This window comes from Anaeromyxobacter oryzae (assembly GCF_023169945.1).
In the GTDB taxonomy this organism is placed as follows: Bacteria; Myxococcota; Myxococcia; order Myxococcales; family Anaeromyxobacteraceae; genus Anaeromyxobacter; species Anaeromyxobacter oryzae.
On sequence record NZ_AP025591.1, the window covers coordinates 5,578,770 to 5,595,995 of the forward strand.

19 protein-coding genes are annotated in these 17,226 nt (G+C 76.0%); 7 read left to right on the forward strand and 12 right to left on the reverse strand.

Annotated features, from left to right (window positions below; genetic code table 11):
- The first annotated feature begins 24 nt into the window (after positions 1–24).
- The 3 genes from AMOR_RS24280 (at position 25) to AMOR_RS24290 (ending at position 2,496) form a co-directional block, all read left to right on the forward strand.
- Positions 25–669: a hypothetical protein gene (locus AMOR_RS24280; RefSeq protein ID WP_248355008.1), complete on the forward strand. Its 645-nt coding sequence runs from the start codon at positions 25–27 to the stop codon at positions 667–669.
- A gap of 64 nt (positions 670–733) precedes the next feature.
- A complete protein-coding gene (locus AMOR_RS24285) occupies positions 734–1,828 on the forward strand; it encodes a DcrB/PsbP domain-containing protein (RefSeq protein ID WP_248355010.1) in 1,095 nt (364 codons plus the stop codon).
- Positions 1,829–1,875: 47 nt separating this feature from the next.
- Positions 1,876–2,496, forward strand: a complete 621-nt coding sequence (locus tag AMOR_RS24290; RefSeq protein WP_318653828.1) for a GNAT family N-acetyltransferase — start codon at positions 1,876–1,878, stop codon at positions 2,494–2,496.
- On the opposite strand, the gene AMOR_RS24295 is transcribed toward AMOR_RS24290, so the two are convergent.
- Positions 2,459–2,983 (reverse strand): glycine cleavage system protein R, encoded by a 525-nt coding sequence (locus tag AMOR_RS24295; protein ID WP_248355012.1) that lies wholly within the window; start codon positions 2,981–2,983, stop codon positions 2,459–2,461. The genes AMOR_RS24290 and AMOR_RS24295 overlap by 38 nt on opposite strands.
- 75 nt (positions 2,984–3,058) lie before the next feature.
- On the opposite strand from AMOR_RS24295, the gene msrB reads away from it, so the two are divergent.
- On the forward strand, positions 3,059–3,499 hold the full coding sequence (gene msrB / locus AMOR_RS24300; RefSeq protein ID WP_248355014.1) for a peptide-methionine (R)-S-oxide reductase MsrB: 441 nt from the start codon (positions 3,059–3,061) through the stop codon (positions 3,497–3,499).
- Between the two features lie 128 nt (positions 3,500–3,627).
- Complete coding sequence (locus tag AMOR_RS24305; RefSeq protein ID WP_248362599.1) at positions 3,628–5,073, forward strand: sensor histidine kinase; 1,446 nt, start codon at positions 3,628–3,630, stop codon at positions 5,071–5,073.
- Between the two features lie 3 nt (positions 5,074–5,076).
- On the opposite strand, the gene AMOR_RS24310 is transcribed toward AMOR_RS24305, so the two are convergent.
- The 3 genes from AMOR_RS24310 to AMOR_RS24320 all read right to left on the reverse strand — a co-directional run bounded on the left by AMOR_RS24310 (position 5,077) and on the right by AMOR_RS24320 (position 8,109).
- Positions 5,077–5,760: a zinc ribbon domain-containing protein gene (locus tag AMOR_RS24310; protein ID WP_318653877.1), complete on the reverse strand. Its 684-nt coding sequence runs from the start codon at positions 5,758–5,760 to the stop codon at positions 5,077–5,079.
- A 9-nt stretch (positions 5,761–5,769) separates the two neighbouring features.
- Positions 5,770–6,441, reverse strand: coding sequence for an RING finger protein (locus AMOR_RS24315; RefSeq protein WP_248355016.1), 672 nt, complete (start codon positions 6,439–6,441; stop codon positions 5,770–5,772).
- 717 nt (positions 6,442–7,158) lie between these two features.
- Complete coding sequence (locus AMOR_RS24320) at positions 7,159–8,109, reverse strand: IS110 family RNA-guided transposase (RefSeq protein WP_248355018.1); 951 nt, start codon at positions 8,107–8,109, stop codon at positions 7,159–7,161.
- A 473-nt stretch (positions 8,110–8,582) separates the two neighbouring features.
- Between AMOR_RS24320 and AMOR_RS24325 the strand changes: the two genes are divergently transcribed.
- Positions 8,583–8,852, forward strand: a complete 270-nt coding sequence (locus AMOR_RS24325) for a hypothetical protein (RefSeq protein ID WP_248355020.1) — start codon at positions 8,583–8,585, stop codon at positions 8,850–8,852.
- 6 nt (positions 8,853–8,858) lie between these two features.
- Here AMOR_RS24325 and AMOR_RS24330 read toward each other — a convergent pair whose 3' ends face one another.
- From AMOR_RS24330 to AMOR_RS24350, 5 genes are all read right to left on the reverse strand, one after another.
- On the reverse strand, positions 8,859–10,013 hold the full coding sequence (locus AMOR_RS24330; RefSeq protein ID WP_248355022.1) for a glycosyltransferase: 1,155 nt from the start codon (positions 10,011–10,013) through the stop codon (positions 8,859–8,861).
- Entirely contained in the window at positions 10,010–11,098 is a 1,089-nt protein-coding gene (locus AMOR_RS24335; RefSeq protein WP_248355024.1) for an NAD-dependent epimerase/dehydratase family protein, read from the reverse strand. Before AMOR_RS24335 ends, AMOR_RS24330 begins: the two co-directional genes overlap by 4 nt.
- A complete protein-coding gene (locus AMOR_RS24340; RefSeq protein WP_248355026.1) occupies positions 11,095–12,255 on the reverse strand; it encodes a Gfo/Idh/MocA family protein in 1,161 nt (386 codons plus the stop codon). Before AMOR_RS24340 ends, AMOR_RS24335 begins: the two co-directional genes overlap by 4 nt.
- A gap of 93 nt (positions 12,256–12,348) precedes the next feature.
- The gene (locus AMOR_RS24345; RefSeq protein ID WP_248355028.1) at positions 12,349–13,410 is read right to left on the reverse strand and encodes a glycosyltransferase; all 1,062 of its coding nucleotides are present in this window, start codon (positions 13,408–13,410) and stop codon (positions 12,349–12,351) included.
- 25 nt (positions 13,411–13,435) lie between these two features.
- Entirely contained in the window at positions 13,436–14,623 is a 1,188-nt protein-coding gene (locus AMOR_RS24350) for a polysaccharide deacetylase family protein (RefSeq protein WP_248355030.1), read from the reverse strand.
- Positions 14,624–14,778: 155 nt separating this feature from the next.
- Here AMOR_RS24350 and trhA point away from each other — a divergent pair, with 155 nt between their 5' ends.
- A complete protein-coding gene (trhA, locus tag AMOR_RS24355) occupies positions 14,779–15,498 on the forward strand; it encodes a PAQR family membrane homeostasis protein TrhA (RefSeq protein ID WP_248355032.1) in 720 nt (239 codons plus the stop codon).
- 149 nt (positions 15,499–15,647) lie between these two features.
- Here the strand turns inward: trhA and AMOR_RS24360 are convergent, their stop codons facing one another.
- Genes AMOR_RS24360 through AMOR_RS24370 form a run of 3 tightly spaced genes read right to left on the reverse strand, consistent with a single transcriptional unit; the run spans position 15,648 to position 16,935 of the window.
- The gene (locus AMOR_RS24360; RefSeq protein ID WP_248355034.1) at positions 15,648–16,418 is read right to left on the reverse strand and encodes an SDR family NAD(P)-dependent oxidoreductase; all 771 of its coding nucleotides are present in this window, start codon (positions 16,416–16,418) and stop codon (positions 15,648–15,650) included.
- 8 nt (positions 16,419–16,426) lie between these two features.
- Complete coding sequence (locus AMOR_RS24365) at positions 16,427–16,729, reverse strand: GIY-YIG nuclease family protein (RefSeq protein WP_248355036.1); 303 nt, start codon at positions 16,727–16,729, stop codon at positions 16,427–16,429.
- Positions 16,730–16,734: 5 nt separating this feature from the next.
- Entirely contained in the window at positions 16,735–16,935 is a 201-nt protein-coding gene (locus AMOR_RS24370) for a hypothetical protein (RefSeq protein ID WP_248355038.1), read from the reverse strand.
- Positions 16,936–17,226 lie beyond the last annotated feature (291 nt).

Below are 17,226 nucleotides of genomic sequence, written 5' to 3' on the forward strand. Positions count from 1 at the left end.
TCGCGCCCAAAGGGGACCCCGACGATGATCTCTCTCGCCCGCGCGCTCGCGCTCGCGCTGCCGCTCACCCTCGCGACGCAGGCCGGCGCCGCCGAGCCGAAGCCCGCGTCCTCCAAGGCCGCCGCCACGAAGCCGGCGGAGGCCAAGGAGGCCGCCGCGAAGCCCGCAGAGGCCAAGGACGCCCCCCGGCCGGCGGAGCCGAAGGCCGCGCCCGCGAAGCCCGCGGCGTGGAAGGAGTACGAGGTCAAGGAGTCCGGCTTCGCCGTGAAGCTCCCCGCCGACCCGGAGCGCTCCGAGACGTCGCAGGGCCCGGTCACCATCCGCACCTACGGCGTCGACGCCGGCACCGCGGGAACGAGCTACGGCGTGCTCTGCATGACCTTCCAGGGCGTCGAGGGCGACCTCCCGCCGGAGACGCTCGACCAGATGTCCGCCGCCATGTCGAAGCAGCCCGGCATGAAGATCACGAAGGAGGAGAAGCTCACGGTCGGCGGCTTCCCCGCGCGCCACGTCGAGGTCAGCGCCGACGACGGCGACGGCCGAATGGCGATGCGCATCGTGCTCGGGAAGGGGCGCGTGTACCAGATCATGGCGATGGGGAAGGGCGCGACGGCGCTCGCCGGCGCCGAGGTGAAGGGCTTCTTCGAGTCGTTCCGCACGCTCCCGTAGGCGCCGGTCCGCGGCCGCCGCCGGCAGACCGGCGGCGCCGCCCCCTCTCGGCCCGAGGACCACCATGAAGCGCCTCGCCCTCGTCGTCGTCCTCGCCGCCGCGGTGCCCGCCGCCGGCCACGCGAGCGGCCCCGCCGCAACGAAGCCTGCAGCCGCGGCGAAGGCCGCCGCGCCCGCGGCCGCGAAGGGCGCGCCGAAGAAGGCCGCCGCCGCGCCCACCGCCGGCGCGAAGCCGCCCGACGGGTGGAAGGAGGTCGTCGCGAAGGACGCCGGGTTCACCGCGTGGTTCCCGGGCGAGCCGCAGCACCAGCTCGAGAACCGGGCCGGCGCGCTCCTCGGCGGCTACATGCTCGACCGCGACGGCGACCTCGCGAGCGTGGCGGTGTTCATGGTGTCGGCCGGCGAGGAGGGGCAGGAGCTCGCGGACGGGATCTTCGGGCTCGTCACGCAGGAGGAGGGCAGCAAGGTCACGCGGGAGTACCAGGCGACGCTCGACGGCAAGCCGGCGCGCGGCTTCGACGTCGAGACGCCGGACTCGGCGATCACCGCGCGCCGCGCCGTCGTCTTCGGGCGGCACTACCTGCTCCTGCTCCGGGTGCCGAGGGGCGCCGCGATCCCGGAGGCCGACGCGCGGGCCTTCTTCGGCTCGTTCCACGCCGTCGCCGAACTGGACGCGCCCCCGGCCGCGGCGGAGCCGGCCGCCCCGGCGCGGCCGCTCCCGCCGGCGACGCCGGCCACGGGCTTCAAGGAGTTCGTGGCGAAGGACGCCGGGTTCGCCATCGCGTTCCCGGGCGAGCCGGAGCGGGAGACGAACGAGGACGGGACGTTCACCGGCTATCGCCTGAAGGGCGCCAAGGGCGGGTGCTCCTTCATCGCGATCACGGTCACCGCGAAGGGCGAGGACGTGAAGGCGGTGCTCGACGAGCAGGTCACGCGGCTCGTCGACGCCTTCGGGCCGTCCATCCAGCGCGACGAGCCGGCCACGATCGGCGGCCTCCCCGGGCGCGCCCTCACTTCCGCGCAGGGCGACTCCCGAATCGAGATCCGGTTCGTCGTCGCGAAGAACCGGCTGCACGGCCTCATGGTCGCGGCGGACGGCGCGGCGCCGTCCGAGGCCGACCAGAAGGCGTTCTTCGGGTCGTTCCGCTCGCTGCCCTGACCGTGGAGGGCCTTCCCCGGCGGCCCGCCCCGGGCGAAGCTGCCGGGATGGCTCCCGCCCGGCCCCGCACCGCGCGCGCCGCCGCGACGATCCGCGAGGCGCGCCCGGACGATCTCCCCGCGCTCGCGCGGCTCGGCGCGCGGCTCGCGCGCCTGCACCACGACCTCGACCCCGACCGCTTCTTCCTGCCGGACGAGCCCATCGAGCCCGCCTACGCGTGGTGGCTCGGGAAGGAGCGGGCGAGCCGGCGCGCGGTCGTGCTCGCGGCGGAGCGGCGGGGCCGGATCGTCGGGTATGCCTACGGCCGGATCGAGCCGCGGGACTGGAACACCCTCCGCGAGCGGAGCGGCGTGGGCGTCGACCTCTGGGTCGAGCCGGCGGCCCGCCGGGCCGGGCTCGGCGCGCGCCTCGTCGAGGTGCTCGTCGAGAAGCTGGCCGAGCGGGGCGCGCCGAGGGTCGTGCTCCACGTGGCGGCGCGGAACGAGCGGGCGCGGCGGGTGTTCGCCGGGCTCGGGTTCCGGGAGACGGTGGTGGAGATGGCGCGGGAGCTCGCGCCGCCCGGCCGCGGCCGCGCCGTGACGGCGCCGGGGAAGAGGGCGCGGACCGCCGCCGCCCCGGCGGCGACGCCGGTCAGGCCTCGGGCTCGACGAGCTTCACCTCGACCATGAGATCGCCGGCGAGCCGCTCGAGGCGGCCGCGGAGCGACGCGACGTCCGCGCTGGCGGGGAGCTGGACGCGCGCCCGCGCGCGGAACAGCGGCTCCGCGGTCATCGGGGCGGTCGTCCGGTCCGTGACCAGCTCCTCGATGTTCACGCCGTGGGCCACGAGCGTCCGCGAGATCTCCCGGACGATGCCGGGCCGGTCGAGGCCCACGAGGTCGAGCTCCATGATCCGCCGCGGCGCCTCGGCGGCCGCCGGGGTGCTCGGCTCCACCACCACGCGCAGGCCGCGCTGCTCGAGCGCGTCGAGCGCCTGGACGAGCGCCGTCACGTTCGACGGGGGCACCTCGATGCGGAGGATGCCGGCGAACTTCCCGGCCAGGTGCGCCATCCGGCTCTCGAGCCAGTTGCCGCCGTGGGCCGCGATGGGCTCGGCGAGCGCCTCGACGATGCCGGGGCGGTCGGGGCCGATGAGGGTCAGGACGAGGTCGGTCATGCGCGTCTCCGGGGGTCCACACTACATGAAAGCGGCGGCCCGGCGAGAGCGCCGGGCGGGCGGTCAGGAGGCACCATGTCCGGCAAGATCCACCTGTCCGACGCCGAGTGGCGGCGCCGCCTCACCCCGGAGGAGTACGAGGTCCTGCGCGGCCACGGGACGGAGCGCCCGTGGACCGGCTGCTTCGTCGGGACCCACGATGCGGGCACGTACGTCTGCGCGGCCTGCGGGAACCCGCTGTTCCGCTCCGGCGAGAAGTTCGAGTCCGGCACGGGGTGGCCGTCCTTCACGCGCCCGGTGTCGCCGGACGCGGTGACGACGGTCGAGGACCGCTCCCACGGGATGCGGCGCTCGGAGGTCCGCTGCGCGCGCTGCGACGGACACCTCGGGCACGTCTTCCCCGACGGCCCGCCGCCGACGGGGCTCCGGTACTGCATGAACTCGGTCTCGATGCGCCACGTCGCCGACGGCGCGCCCCTGCCGGCGCTCGTCGAGGGGATCGACGCCGCGCCCTGATCGCGGCGCCGCGCCGCCGCTGTCCGGGCCGCGCCGGTGACCCTGGCCGGCGCCGACGATGCGTGGGCGGCGGCGGGACACGGACGCTAGGAACGAAGGAGGCCCGGGGGGGACCAGCCTTGGAGTACGTGCTGCTCGTGTACGGCGGCGCCTTCGTCGCGACGGGCTTCGCGCTCGGCGTTCAGGCGCGCGCCGCCTCACCGGCCGAGCCGCTGCCCATCTCCGCGCTCTGGGCGTTGACGGCGTTCGCGCTCGTGCACGGGGCGGGCGACTGGGCGCAGCTCGCGGTGTACCTCGAGCAGCGCGAGCGCGGCGTCTTCCTCGGGGCGCTCGCGGCCGCCCGGCTCGCGCTCCTCGCCACCTCGTTCGCGCTCCTCGGGGCGTCCGGGGTCCTGCTCGCGACGGGTCGAGCCCGCGCAGGGCGCCGGCTCGTCGGGGCCAGCGTGCCGGGAGCGGCGCTCGCCGCGTGGGCGATCTGGGGAGCGCTCGCGCTCCACCGCCGCGGTGGGCCCCTCGATCCACCCGCTACCGCGACGGCGGAGGCGGCCACCCGCTACCTCCTCGGCGTCCCTGCCTGCGCCGCGGCGCTCGTCGGCCTGGACCGCCTGCGACGTCGCATCCGGACGACGGAGTGGCCGTCCGGGCGCTACGTCGCCGCCGCCATCGTCGCGGTCGCGGCGTACGGCCTGTTCACGGGCGTCGTCGTCCCCGCCTCGAACGTCGGCGTCGCCAGGATCGTGAATCTCGCCTCGTTCACGGCAGTGACTCACGTCCCGGTCGAGATCTTCCGGGCAGCGTCGATCGCCGCCGCAGGGCTCCTCCTCTCGGAGGTGTTCGTCCGCACGACCGCCGAGCACCGCCGCGACGACATCGAGCACCTGAACGACGGGCTCATCCCGCTCGTCGCGCACGAGCTCAGGACGCCGCTCGCCACCGTGGACATGGGGGCCGCGCTGCTCGAGCGGCTCGGGCCCGACGCGCATGGCTCCGAGCACGAGGCGCACATCCTGCACGCGGTCCGCGCGGGCGTGCGCACGATGAACAAGATCGTGACCGACCTGCTCGACGCCTCCCGGCTCGAGGCGCGGCGCCTCTCGATCTCGCCGGAGCGGATGGATCTCGGCCCCACGCTGATCCGGCTGATCGAGTGGGCGCCGGCGGACGCCCTGGGCAATCGCACCATCCGGCTCGTCGCCCCGGGGCCGCTGCCGCCGGTCGTCGCCGACCCCGTCCGCGTCGAGCAGGTGCTCACGAACCTGCTCTCGAACGCCGGCAAGTACTCACCGCCGGGCAGCGAGATCGTGCTCGAGGCGCGCGGTGGCCGGCGCGAGATCACTCTCTCGGTGACGAACGCGGGCGCCGGCATCCCGGCGTGCGACCTGCGGCGCGTGTTCTCGCGCCACTACCGGACGCGGGCGGCACGCACCGGGAGGGCCCCTGGGCTCGGCCTCGGCCTCTACATCGCGAAGGGGCTCGTCGAGTCGCAGGGGGGCCGGATCTGGGTGGAGTCGGAGCTCGGCGAGCACACGACGTTCGCCTTCACGCTCCCGCGCGCGCCGGGGGTGGTGGCGTGAGGCTCACCGCCCCCGCAGGACCCCACCCGCGCCGCCCCCGATCCTTCGCTCCACCGGGACGTTCGCCCCGCACCGCGGGCACCCGGACGCCTCCACCCGGATCGCCGCGCCGCACGCCGGACACGGCCGCCGGCGCAACGCCTCGGCCGCATGAGCGGCCCGATTCACCGCGACCGCGACGGTCGCCGCGACCACGACGGCGCCGAGCGCGACGACGGGCGCCGCGAGCGCGGCGACCGCGACGCCGAGCGCGCCGCCGTTCTCGAGGCGCACGAGCCAGCGGCGCGGATCGGCGACCTCCGTCCGGACGAGCTTCAGCGCGGCGTGGAGGCGGCGGCGGGCCAGGTCCGTGCCGAGCGCCAGCGCGACGCCGAGCGCGCCGGCGAGCCACGGGGGCAGCCGGTCGGCGCTCGCGGCCGCGGCGACGCCGCCGCTCGCCGCGCGGACGCCGGCGAGCGCGAGCGCGGCGAGATCCTGCAGGTCGTCGTCGCGCTCGAGGATGGCCTCCGCGAGCGCGAGCGCCGCCAGGGCGCCGAGGACGGCGGGGCGCTCGAGGAAGGTCCACCCCGCGCCGAGCGGCAGGTCGAGGAGCCGTGCTGTGAGGCCGACGCCGAGAAGCGTGAGCGCGCCGCGGGTGCCGGAGGCCGCGCCGAGGCCGAGGAGCCGGAGGATGGGCGTCGGGTCCAGGAGGTCCTCCTACCGGAGCGCGGCTGCGAGGCCGGCGATCTTCGCGAGCACCCAGGCGACGGCGAGGAAGGCGAGGGCGAGGAAGAGGACGAGCGCGAGCCCGGCCCCGGCCACCGCGACCCACTCGCCGGTCCGGACCGGGAGGCCGTTCGCCTCGCGCCGCGCCTGGGACGCGAGGTAGCCGCGCGCGAAGACGCCGGCGATCGCGAGCTGGGCCGCGGAGATCGCCGCCTTCCCGATGGAGCCGAACGCCGGGACCAGCGTCAGCACCTCCATCACCAGCGCGGACGCGGCGAACCACGCGCCGCCCGCCAGCCGGATGGTCCAGGCGGAGACGACGCGCCGCCGGGGCGAGAGGAGCCGGAGCGCGGGCCGGACCACCTTCGCGCCGACCCACAGGAAGCCTGCGGCGAGGACGAGCGACGCCGCGACCGGGAAGAAGCTCGTCGCGAACGTCGCCCCGAGCACGACGATGATGGCTGCGTCGAGGTGCACGCGCGTGCGCGCCGCGAGCAGCGTCGCGACCGCCAGGCGGTCTTCCTCGGTCCGGGCGGTCGGCGCCGCGCAGCGCGGGCACGGCGCTCCGCGGAGCGCGGTCCCTCCGGGCACCCGCTCCGCACAGCGCCGGCACCGGCCGGCGAGGAGGAGGGCGAGCTCGTGGGATTCCCGGGCGGCGTCCATCGGGGGAGAGTGTCGCAGCGCCCGCGGGCGGCGTCCACGCCACGGCCGCGGGGGAAAGGCGTTCGCGGGCGGAGACGGGCAGGGGTGGGGTGAGGGGGGCTGCGCCGGCGGAGACGGGCAGTGGCGGGGTGAGGGGGCGCCGGCGGAGACGGGCAGTGGCGGGGTGAGGGGGCGCCGGCGGAGACGGGCAGTGGCGGGGTGAGGGCCGCCGGCGGAGACGGGCAGTGGCGGGGTGAGGGGGGCCGCCCGCGGAGACGGGCAGTGGCGGGGTGAGGGGCCGTCGGCGGAGACGGGCACGGGTGCCGGTCACGGGACGCGGGGCGCGGGTGACGGGTACGAGAAGCCGGGCACGTTCACGGGCACGGGCACGAACCACGTCGGACGATGGAGATGTCCTCCCTCTCCCTCCGCGCAGCGAAGCGAAGCGGGGGGAGAGGGCCGGGGTGAGGGGGGCCGCTCGCGTTTCGCCGACGGACAGGGGCGGTGGCGGGTCAGGGGCCACGGGCCACGGGTCACGGTGAACGGGGACGGTAACGGCAACGGTAACGGTAACGGTAACGGTAACGGTAACGGTAACGGTAACGGGGCGCGGGTGACGGGCACGACAAGCCGGCACGTTCACGGGCAGGGGCACGAACCACGTCGGAGTGATGGAGATGTCCTCCCTCTCCCTCCGCGCAGCGAAGCGAAGCGGGGGGAGAGCAACCGTGTTGAACGTCAAGCCGCAACGGTGACTGGCGCGTCCTCCGTCCAGGGCGCGCCGTCGCGCATCATCGCGTTCAGGCGAACGAGCAGCTTCCGCATGCAGGCGACGTGGGCGACCTTTGCCGGCTTTCCGGCCGCGAGGAGGCGGTCGTAGAAGGCCCGGATCGTCGGACTGCACCGGATCGCGGTGAGCGTGGCCATGTAGAGCGTGTGGCGCACGGCTCCGCGCCCGCCCCAGATCGCGCGCCTTCCGCGGAGTGTGCCGCTGTCCCGGTTGAATGGCGCGACCCCGACGAGCGCCGAGATCTTGCGACCGTTGAGGCGTCCGAGCTCGGGGACCTGGGCGACGAGGGCGCAGGTGCTCACGCGGCCGATCCCGGGCGCAGAGCGCAGGATCTGCTCCTTCACACGCCAGAGCGGACTCTTCTTGATCGAGCCGTACAGGTCGTCGTCGACGTCCTTCAGGCGCCGGCGCAGCCAGGTGATGTGCTCCTCGATGTCGCCACGAACGACCGGGAGCGCGGTCGCGAGGCGGTTCGACTCCGCAGTGATCATGTCGACGAGCTGCCGGCGCCGGAGCACGACCGCCTGCAGCGCCTGCGTTTCCTCGTCGGGCATCGGCCGCGGCTCTGGCCTGAGGGCCTCGCCGAACCGCGCGATCACCTCGGCGTCGAGCACGTCGGTCTTGGCGAGCTGGCCCGTGGCGCGACCGAAGTCCCGCACCTGGCGCGGGTTCACGACCGCCACGGCGATGCCAGCCACCGTGAGCGCTGCCACGAGCGGCGCCTGGTACCCGCCCGTCGCCTCGACGATCACGAGCTTCGGCTCGAGCGGCTTCAGCCTCTCGACGAGCGTCGCGAAGCCCGCCTCGTCGTTCGTGACCGCCCACACTTCGCCAGAAGGCCGCACCGCCACGTCGAGCCGCGCCTTCGACACGTCGATGCCGACGAACGCTTCGCCCATGAGCACCCGTCCCGGTTGACCACTCCGTCGGCCCGTCCTTGCAGGATTCGAGCTCTTGGCTCTGGCAACCGTTCGGGCTCGGGAGTGAGATGGCTGCACGGCGATCTCATGCTCTCCCGCGGTGTTCGCCACCAAGGGCCGATCGATCTGCCGTGCAGCCAAGCGGTTTCCCATGACTCTCCCCGACATACAAGGGCCGGGGTGAGGGGGGCCGCTCGCGTTTCGCCGACGGACAGGGGCGGTGGCGAGTCAGGGGCACGGGCCACGGGCCACGGGAGGCGGGTCACGGTGAACGGGGACGGTAACGGCAACGGTAACGGTAACGGCTACGGCTACGGCAACGGTTCAGCGAGCGAGACGTACGCTCGTGCGCGCCGGCGCGCACCGGGCCGCACCTCGCCGGGGTGGGTCGCGCCGGTTCTCCCCGTCGTGGGCACTACCGCGTAAGGCGGAGGCCACGCATCTGGAACTCGATGGGCACGATCGTTCGGTTCGCGCTCCACGGCGCCGGCGCGCAGAGCTACCGCGCGGCGTTCACGGTCCTCGCGCAGCTCGGGCTCGCCGCGCTCGAGGATCCGTCGCAGGGGCTCACCGCGAGCCGCGTGTTCCCGGCGTCCGCCCTCGCGGCGCCGACCGATCGGACCGAGGACCTGTGCCGCGCTGCCTTCGTGGCGCTCCAGCAGGCGTCGCTCCGGCCCGTGGCGGTGAGCGCATGCCGGCTCGACGCCGCCGCGAACGCGTGATCTGCGCTACGCGCCCGCGCCCATCCCGGCCACGAGCCGCGGCAGCTCCCAGCCGGTGAGGTCGTCGTACAGCGCGTCGTAACCGATCCGCATCTGGCGGACGTCGAACTCGTCCTCGACGATCTTCCGGCCCCGCTCGCCCATTCGCCGCCGCACGGCGGGGGAGGCGGCGAGCGCGTCCGCGATCCGGCGGGCGAGCGCCCCCGGCGCGCCGGGTGGCACGAGCCAGCCGTTCACGCCGTCCCGCACGATCTCCGGCGTCCCGCCGACCGCGGTGGCGACCACGGGGAGCCGGATGGCCATCGCCTCCAGGATCGCGTTCGAGATGCCCTCCGCGTGGCTCGCGGACACCGCGAGCGCGGACCGCGCCAGGACCGCCGGCGCGTCGAGCCGGAACCCGAGGAAGTGCACGCGCGAGGCGATCCCGAGCTGTCCCGCGAGCCTCTCGAGGAGCGGGCGCCGGACCCCGTCGCCCACGAGCGCGAGCCGCGCGTCCGGCCGCTCGCGCAGGACCTCGCGGAAGGCGGCGAGCAGCTCGATCTGACCCTTCACCGGATGGTGCATCGTCGCCACGCACGTGACGAGCGGGCCGCGGGGCAGGTCGGGGGAGTCCGCCTCCGCCACGACGCGCTCGATCGCGGCGAGATCGACCCCGTTCCGCACCACCGCCACGCGGTCCGGATCGACCCCCTCGCGGATCACGAGATCGCGGATGCAGAGCGCGTTCACGAGGACCCGGTCCGCCTGCAGCGAGGCGAGGCGCGTCAGCGGGCGCCGGTAGCCGACGATGTGGTGACCGAGGTCGACCCGCGTGACGATGACGGGGACGCCGGCCAGCCGGGCGGCGACCGTCCCGAGCACGTTCGTGTAGATGTCCTGCGCGTGCACGAGCGCGATCCGCTCGGCCCGGATGCGCTGCGCGAGCTTCCGGATCTGCCAGGCCGTGTTCGGCCGGAGCATCCGCGTGCCGACGTCCACGAGGAACGGGCGCACGCCCGCCGCCGCGAGGTCCGCGAGGTGCTCGCCCTCGAGCTTCAGGACGGCCACGAGCGGCTGGAAGCGCTCGCGGTCCATCGTCCGGACGTTCAGGACCGTCTGGCGCTCCTGGCCGCCGATGAGGAACCGGTTCTGGAACACCAGGATCTTGCGCGGCCCGGTCACGCGTGCGCCTCCGCCTCGCGGGCGGCCGGCGTGCCGCCCCGCCACGGGAGCCGCGCCGGCGCGACGTCGACGCCGGGCTGCGGCGCGAGGGCGAGCGCCGCGAACGTCCGATCTAGGGCCTCCGCCATCCCGACCCGCGGGCGCCACCCGAGCACCGCCTTCGCGCGAGCGTTCGAGTAGCGCTGCGGCTTCCAGAGCGAGTCGACCTTGTACGGCGTGAAGACGGCGGGGAGGTGGCCGTCGGTGCGGTCGCTGTACCAGGCGTTGAGCCGCGACAGGAGCCGCAGCGCGCGGTACGGGACCGGGACGACGCGCAGCCGCTCGACCTCGTGCGTGTAGCGCCGGAGAAGCTCCGCGCTCGTGGGCAGGTCGTCGTCGACGAGGTTGAGGGCGCGGCCCTCCGCTCCCGCCGCGGTGCCCGCGAGGGCCACCGCGTCGGCGCAGTTCTCGACGAACGTGAGCGGGACCTGGTTGCGGCCGCCGAGGTGCAGGAAGAGGCCGAACAGCCGGAGGCCGATGCGGCTCCCGAGGATGTCCTGCCCCGGGCCGAAGATGAAGCCGGGCCGGACGACGGCGAGGGGGAGGCCCTCCTCGCGCGCGTAGCGCCACGCGAGCGCCTCCTGGCGGTGCTTCGCGAAGGAGTACGGATCCCGCGCCTCCGGCCGGCGCTCGAGCGGGACGTCCTCGTCGACGACGGCGCCGCGCCGCAGCTCCGCGACGCCCATGGTGCCGAAGGAGGACACGAGCACCAGCCGGTGCACGTCCTCGGCGATCGCGGCGCGGTAGACGTGCTCGGACGCCACGACCGTCGCCTGGACGAGGGAGGCGGGCGCGCCCTTCTTGCCCGCCGCGGCGTGGTACACGATGCGCGCGCCGCGGAGCGCAGCGCGCAGCGCCGCCGGGTCCTCGAGCCGGCACGGGACGATCTCGAGCTGCGTGCCGGACGCCGCCGCGTCGGCGAGGGCGAGCCGGTCGGGCGAGGTGCCGGGCCGCACGAGGCAGCGGACCCGCTCCGCGCCCTGGCGCGCCAGCGCCCGGACCAGCTCCCGGCCGAGGAAGCCGGCCGCTCCGGTGATCACCCTCATGCGCGCGCCTCCCGCGCCGGCGCGCCCGTCGCGCGCCCGCACTCCGCGAAGATCCGGTCCATGACCTGCGCCACGACCCGCGCCTCTCCGAGCGGGATGGGAGGCTCGCCGGCGCCGCGCGCCGCCGCGTAGAAGGCCTCGAACAGCTCCTTCATGCCCTCGAAGTAGTGGAGCCGCGCGGACAGGAGGTCGGCGGCGCGCCGGAGCAGCTCGCGGCCGGCGGCGACGGCGTCGCGCCGCGCCCAGTCCACCTTCTGGAACGGTCCGGGCATCGAGGAGCCGTCGACGACGCGGAGCGTGCGGGCGTCGAGCGAGACGAACGCGGCGCGCTCCGTGCCGTACACCGACAGCGCGAGCTGCACCGGCCGGGCGCGGCAGGAGAAGTGGATCGCCGCCGTCGCGCGCGCCCCCTCGAGCAGGATCCGCAGCTCGTCGTGGAACAGATCGCGAGCGTCGCCGAAGCGCTGGGAGCGGAGGCGCTGCCCCGTCGCGCGCACCTCCGGGACGCCGCCGCCGAGCAACGGGAGCACCAGGGAGAGCGGGTGGGAGAGGTTGTTCTGCGCGAGCCCGCCGGGGAGGCGGTGGATCCAGTGGTCCGGGTCCGACATCAGCACCGCGCCGAACGGGCCGGCGAGGTTGTAGCCCATCATCGCGTCGACGTGGACGACCTCGCCGAGAGCGCCGGCCTGGAGGAGGGCGCGGAGCCGTCGCACCACCGGATCGAACACGAGGTTGTGGCCGACGCAGACGAGGCGTCCTGATGCGCGGGCCGCCTCCGCGAGCTCGTCCGCCTCGCGGGCGTCGACCGTCATCGGCTTCTCGACGTACACGTGGGCGCCGGCCGCGAGCGCCCGCCGCGCCAGGGCCAGGTGGCTCGCCGGCGGCGTGGTCACGTGGACGACGTCGGGCCGCGCCTCCTCGAGCAGGGCGTCGAGCTCCGTGAACCAGGTCGGTACGCCGTGGCGCGCGGCCGCCTGCTCCGCCATGTGCGAGCTCGCGTCGCAGACGGCGGCCACGACGGCGCCGGCGCGGCGCGCCTGGGTGATGTGCGCGTCCGCGATCTGGCCGCAGCCGACCACCGCCACGCGCGGACCGGCGGCGTCCTGCGCCGGCGTCGCCGGTGCCCCCCGCGGCCCGCTCCCGCTCCCGTTCCTCATCGTCCCTTCCCCCGGCCCCGCGCCGGACGCCGCTCGCCCCTTCGAGATCGCCACGCGCCGCGGACGAGGCCAGCGCATAGGCGGGTCACGCGCTCACGGCGCGACGTCCTCGGAGCGCGCGGCGGCGGCCGCGGACGCGCGCGCGTGGTGCGCGCGGTAGATCGCGAACAGGGCGTCGAAGGGATCGAGCGCGCCCGCCAGCGGGGCGCGCGCGGGGCGCGGCGCCGCGACGGCATCGGCGAGGCGCGCCGCCAGCGCGCTCCGGTCCCCGGCCGGGAACAGCAGGCAGCCGTCGGGCCGGTGGCCCACCGTGCTCGCGACGACGCGGCAGCCGAGCGCGAGGGCCTCGCGCACGCTCACCGCGTCCCCGTCGGCCCGGGTCGGCCGCGCGAAGACCTCCGCGGCCTCCATGACCGCCAGCGCCGCGCCGTGGTCGATCTCGCCGAGCCCGAGGACGCCGGGGCGCCGGAACGCGTGCCCGCCGGTCCCCTCGCCGAACACCACCAGGCCGGCGGAGGGGACGCGCGCGCGGAGCGCCTCGAAGGCGGGCAGGAGCAGGTCCGCGCCGTAGATCGGGCCGGGCGAGAGCGCCGCGGCGACGAGCGGACCGTGCGCGGCCCGGAAGGCCGCGAGCGCCGGGGGGGCGGCGCGCGCCTCGAGGAGGAGCGGCGAGAACGGGGCGAGGATCGTCACCTTCCGGCGGGGCACGCCCGCGGCCGCCACGAGCGCCGCGATCTCCTCGTTCACCGCCACGATCGTGCCGAAGCCCGCGCAGGCCGCGACCGCGAGCGCCCGGTTCGCCGCGCTCCGCCGGAGGAACGCGGGCGCGGAGCCGGAGTGCAGCGTGAGCACGGCGCGCGGCGCGCCCGGCCTCCGGGCCCGCCCCGCCGCGAGCGCCACCACCCAGCTCTTCACGTTCGCGCCGTTCGTGTGGACGTGAAGCAGCCGGCCCTCCGCGGCGGCCCCCGAGAGCGCCGTCGCGTAGCGGACGGGGCCGCGGGCCGGCCGGACGAACCCGGCCGCGTGGTCGCCCCGGCCGATGTCGAGGACGGTGACGTCGACGCCGCGGGCCCGCGCGGCGCGCGCGAGGGCGGCGACGTGGACCGCCACCCCTCCGTACGGCCTCGGCCAGTTCCCGACGAGCGCGATGCGCATGGTCGTGTCGCCCCGGTGCTCCCGGTCAGCTCGCCGCCCGGTGTCCCGCGTCGGCCTCCGGCGCGGTCCGGACGCCCGGCTCCGGCAGCGGGTCCGGCCGGACGCCGGGCACGGGGCGCGCGAGGCCCAGCGAGGCGAAGACGCCCTCCACGTTGCACGTGGCGACGACGCCGCTCCAGCTCACGGGGCCGAGCGTCGAGTTCTCCCAGAGCACCTTCCGCTTGAGGCCGTAGGCCGGCTGGCCGCGCCGGTTCTCCTCGTCCTCGATCGTGACCGCCGCCTCGAACCCCGCCGCGCCGACCTCCCTCTGGACCGCGGGCGTGTAGTAGCCGTTCGGGTACGCGAAGTGCCGCGGCGGCTTCCCGAGGTGCTCCAGGACGTGATCGCGGCACGCCCCGAGCTCCCGCCTGGCCTCCGCGAGCGGCAGGTTCGAGAGCACGGCGTGGTTGACCGTGTGGCCGCCCACGTCGATGCCCGCGGCGTCGAGCGCGCGGACCTCGTCCCAGGTCATGAGCCGCGTGCCGGCGGGGAGATCGCGCTCCGTCCTCCCGAGCCGGGCCTCCAGCGCGTCGGCGAGCGCGACGAGCCGGTCGTGCGGGAGCCGCGAGATGAGCCGGTCGAGCGTCGCGGCGGGCCCGCTCTCCGCGCAGGCCGTGAGCAGGGCCTGCACGGGCGAGGGGAGGCCGGCGCGCTCGAACGGGACGCCCCGGCGCCCGAGCTCGGTGAGGGCCGCGTGGAGCCGGTCGTGAGGTAGGCGCCGCTCCGTGCCGATGTAGCCGGTGGGGATGAAGACCGTCGCGGGGACCTTCAGCGCCGCGAGGATCGGCAGCGCGTGCTCGGCGTTGTCGGCGTAGCCGTCGTCGAGCGTCACCGCCACGACGTCGCGCCGGCGGCGCCGGCCGGGGGGCTCCGCGAGCACGCGGCGCGCCTCCTCGAGGGAGACGATGTCGTTCCGGCGCCCCACCAGCTCGAGCTGCCGGCGGAGGGTGTCCGTCGAGACGAGCAGGCTGGCGAGCGACTCCCGGGCCGTCGCCGCGAAGTCCGGGGTGACGCGGTGATAGGAGAGGATGAGCACCCGCGAGCCCCCGGCCTGCCGGCGCCGGACGAGGCGCACCGCGTGATGGATCCCCGCCGCGGTGAGTGCTCCTGCGAGCGCGGCCTTCACGGCCCGCTTCGCGATCCACCGTGCGCTGAAGTCCGCTCGTTCCGCCATCGCCCGCCCTCCTCGTCCTCCGCGACAAGCTGTGCACTGCCCGGCGCGCGCCGGACCGCGCGCCCCACGCTGGGAGCGATACCGGGCGTGGCGCGACACGGGCGGGATGTCGCCCCCAAGAGATCCCACGCCGGGGCGACGCCGGCCGCGCATCGATGCGCACCGTGAAGGGCGTGGTGACCGACACCTTCAGGACCTCTCCCGGGAAGTCACCTCCGTCCGGAGCGCGGCGCCTGGCCGCGCCGCCGCGCCCGCGCCTGCGCGGCGTGAGCCACGCGTTCGCCGCGGCGGCGGCCCTGGTCGCGTGGATCGCCCTCGTGACGATCGCGCGCTCCGATCGCGCCCGTGTCGCCGCGATGGTGTACGGCGGCTCCCTGTTCACGCTCTTCTTCGTGAGCGCGCTCTACCACCGCCGCGAGTGGTCGCGCCGGGCGCGCCGGGTCATCCGCGCCCTGGATCACAGCGCCATCTACCTCCTGATCGCGGGCACCTGCACCCCGCTCGCGCTGCTGCTGCCGGACCCGGTCCGGTCGCGCTCCCTCACGCTGGTCTGGGGGGGCGCACTCCTCGGGGTCCTGAAGGTGACACTCTGGGTCCGCGCGCCCAAGAAGGTCGGCGTGGCGCTGCACGTGCTCGTCGGGTGGCTCGGCGTGTCGCTGTTCCCGCCGCTGTGGAAGACGCTCGGGGCGCAGTACGTGCTGCTCCTCGCGCTCGGCGGGCTCGCGTACACCGCCGGCGCGTTCGTGTACGCGCGCCGCCGGCCGAACCCGTACCCCGCGGTCTTCGGGTACCACGAGGTCTTCCACGCGCTCGTGATCGCCGCCGCCGCCGGCCACTTCACCGTCGCGGCGGCGGCCATCGTGCGGATGTCGTGACCGGCGATTCCGAAAGTGCGCGGTGCAACCGCGCCCGCGGGAACGGCCCGCGAGCACCGAGCGGAGCGAGGAGCGAAGCGGGCCAGGGACCCGCGTAGCAGGGGTGGGGCCCCGACGGCTTCGCCGGCGGGGCGGGGGCGCAGCCCCCGTCAGAATGCCCGGCTCTGCCCGCCGTCGACGACCCAGCACGCTCCGGTCACCCAGCTCGCGCGCGGCGAGCACAGGAACGCGACGACGTCCGCGACCTCCTCGGGCGTGCCGAAGCGGCCGCTGGGGATCTCGCGCCGGACGAACTCCGCGATGCCCTGCGGGTCCGCCTGCTCGCGGCGCTCCCAGCCGCCGCCGGGGAACTTGATCGAGCCGGGCGCGACGGCGTTCACCCGGATCCTCTCGGGCGCGAGCTCCCGCCCGAGCGCCTTCGCGAGGCTCTGCTCCGCCGCCTTCGCGACGTTGTACGACGGCCCGCCGCCCGCCTCGCGGCCCCAGATGGACGTCACCATCACGATGGCGCCGCCGCCGCGACGGCGCAGCTCCGGGAGGACGCGGAGGCTGGCGCGGAGCGCGGGCGCGAGGTTCCGCTCCAGCACCGCGCGGAAGTCGGCCTCGTCCGCCGCCGCGAGCGTGCGCGCGCCCGAGCCGCCCACGTTGTTGACGAGCACGTCGACGCCGCCGAGTGCGCCGACGGCGCCGCCCACGAGCGCCTCGATGCCCTCGGCCGTACCGAGATCGGCGGCGACGGCGAGATGGGGCCCGGGCCCGGCCGCCTCGAGCGCCGCCTGCGCCGCGGCGAGCCCGGGCGCGCCGCGGGCGCCGATCGCCACCCGGGCGCCTTCGCGCGCGAGCGCCTTCGCGATGGCCAGGCCGATGCCGCGGCTCCCGCCGGTGACGATCGCGACCTTCCCCGAGAGCTCGAGATCCATGCGCGCTCCTACCGTCGCGGCGCCGCGGCGCGGGACACGCGGCCGGCCGCGCCCGCCACGAGCGCGAGCTTCTCCGCACGGGTGAGCCGCTTCAGGGCGGCCTCGCGCCGGAGCGCCGCGCCTCGACCGCGGGCGGTCGCCGTCCAGACGAGCACGACCGGAAGCCGCGAGCGTGTGTAGCGCGCGCCGCGTCCCGCCGCGTGCCGGGCGACGCGGGCGGCGAGGTCGTTCGTGGCGCCCGCGTACAGCGACCCGTCCCGGCACCGGAGCAGGTACACGCACCAGCGCCGGGCTCGGGCCGTCGCCGCCACCAGCGCTACCGGCCGCGCTGCGCCCCGCGCTTCGACTGCGCCTGGGCGACGAACGGGTTCGACGGCTTCCCGCTCTTCCGCGCCACGACCGGCCCCGGCTCCGGCTTCGCGTCCGGACCGTGCGCGTGCTCCTCGCCGTGGACCGCGGGCGCGTGCGTCATGTGGACCGGCTTCCCGTCCTTCTTGCGCTTCTTGCTGACCGGCATGGTGTGCTCCTCGTGGGTGTGCGATCGGGGAGAGGTTACCGGAAAACCGGCGCGGGCGTGCGCGAACCGGCGGCGCCGCGGACGGGGTGTCCGGCGTCCGCGCGCTCTCCGGGGGCCCGCCCGCCGCGCGGCGGCGCCGTCGCCGGGCGGCACGTCACCCGCGGCGCCACGGAAAGGGGGCGCAGGCTCGCGGTCGGCCACCTCGTCGCGCGCACCACGTCCTCGACGACGCCGCGGGCGAGGTGCGGGCGCTCTTGCACGGCTGGCCGATCGATCGCTCGTCGCGACGCG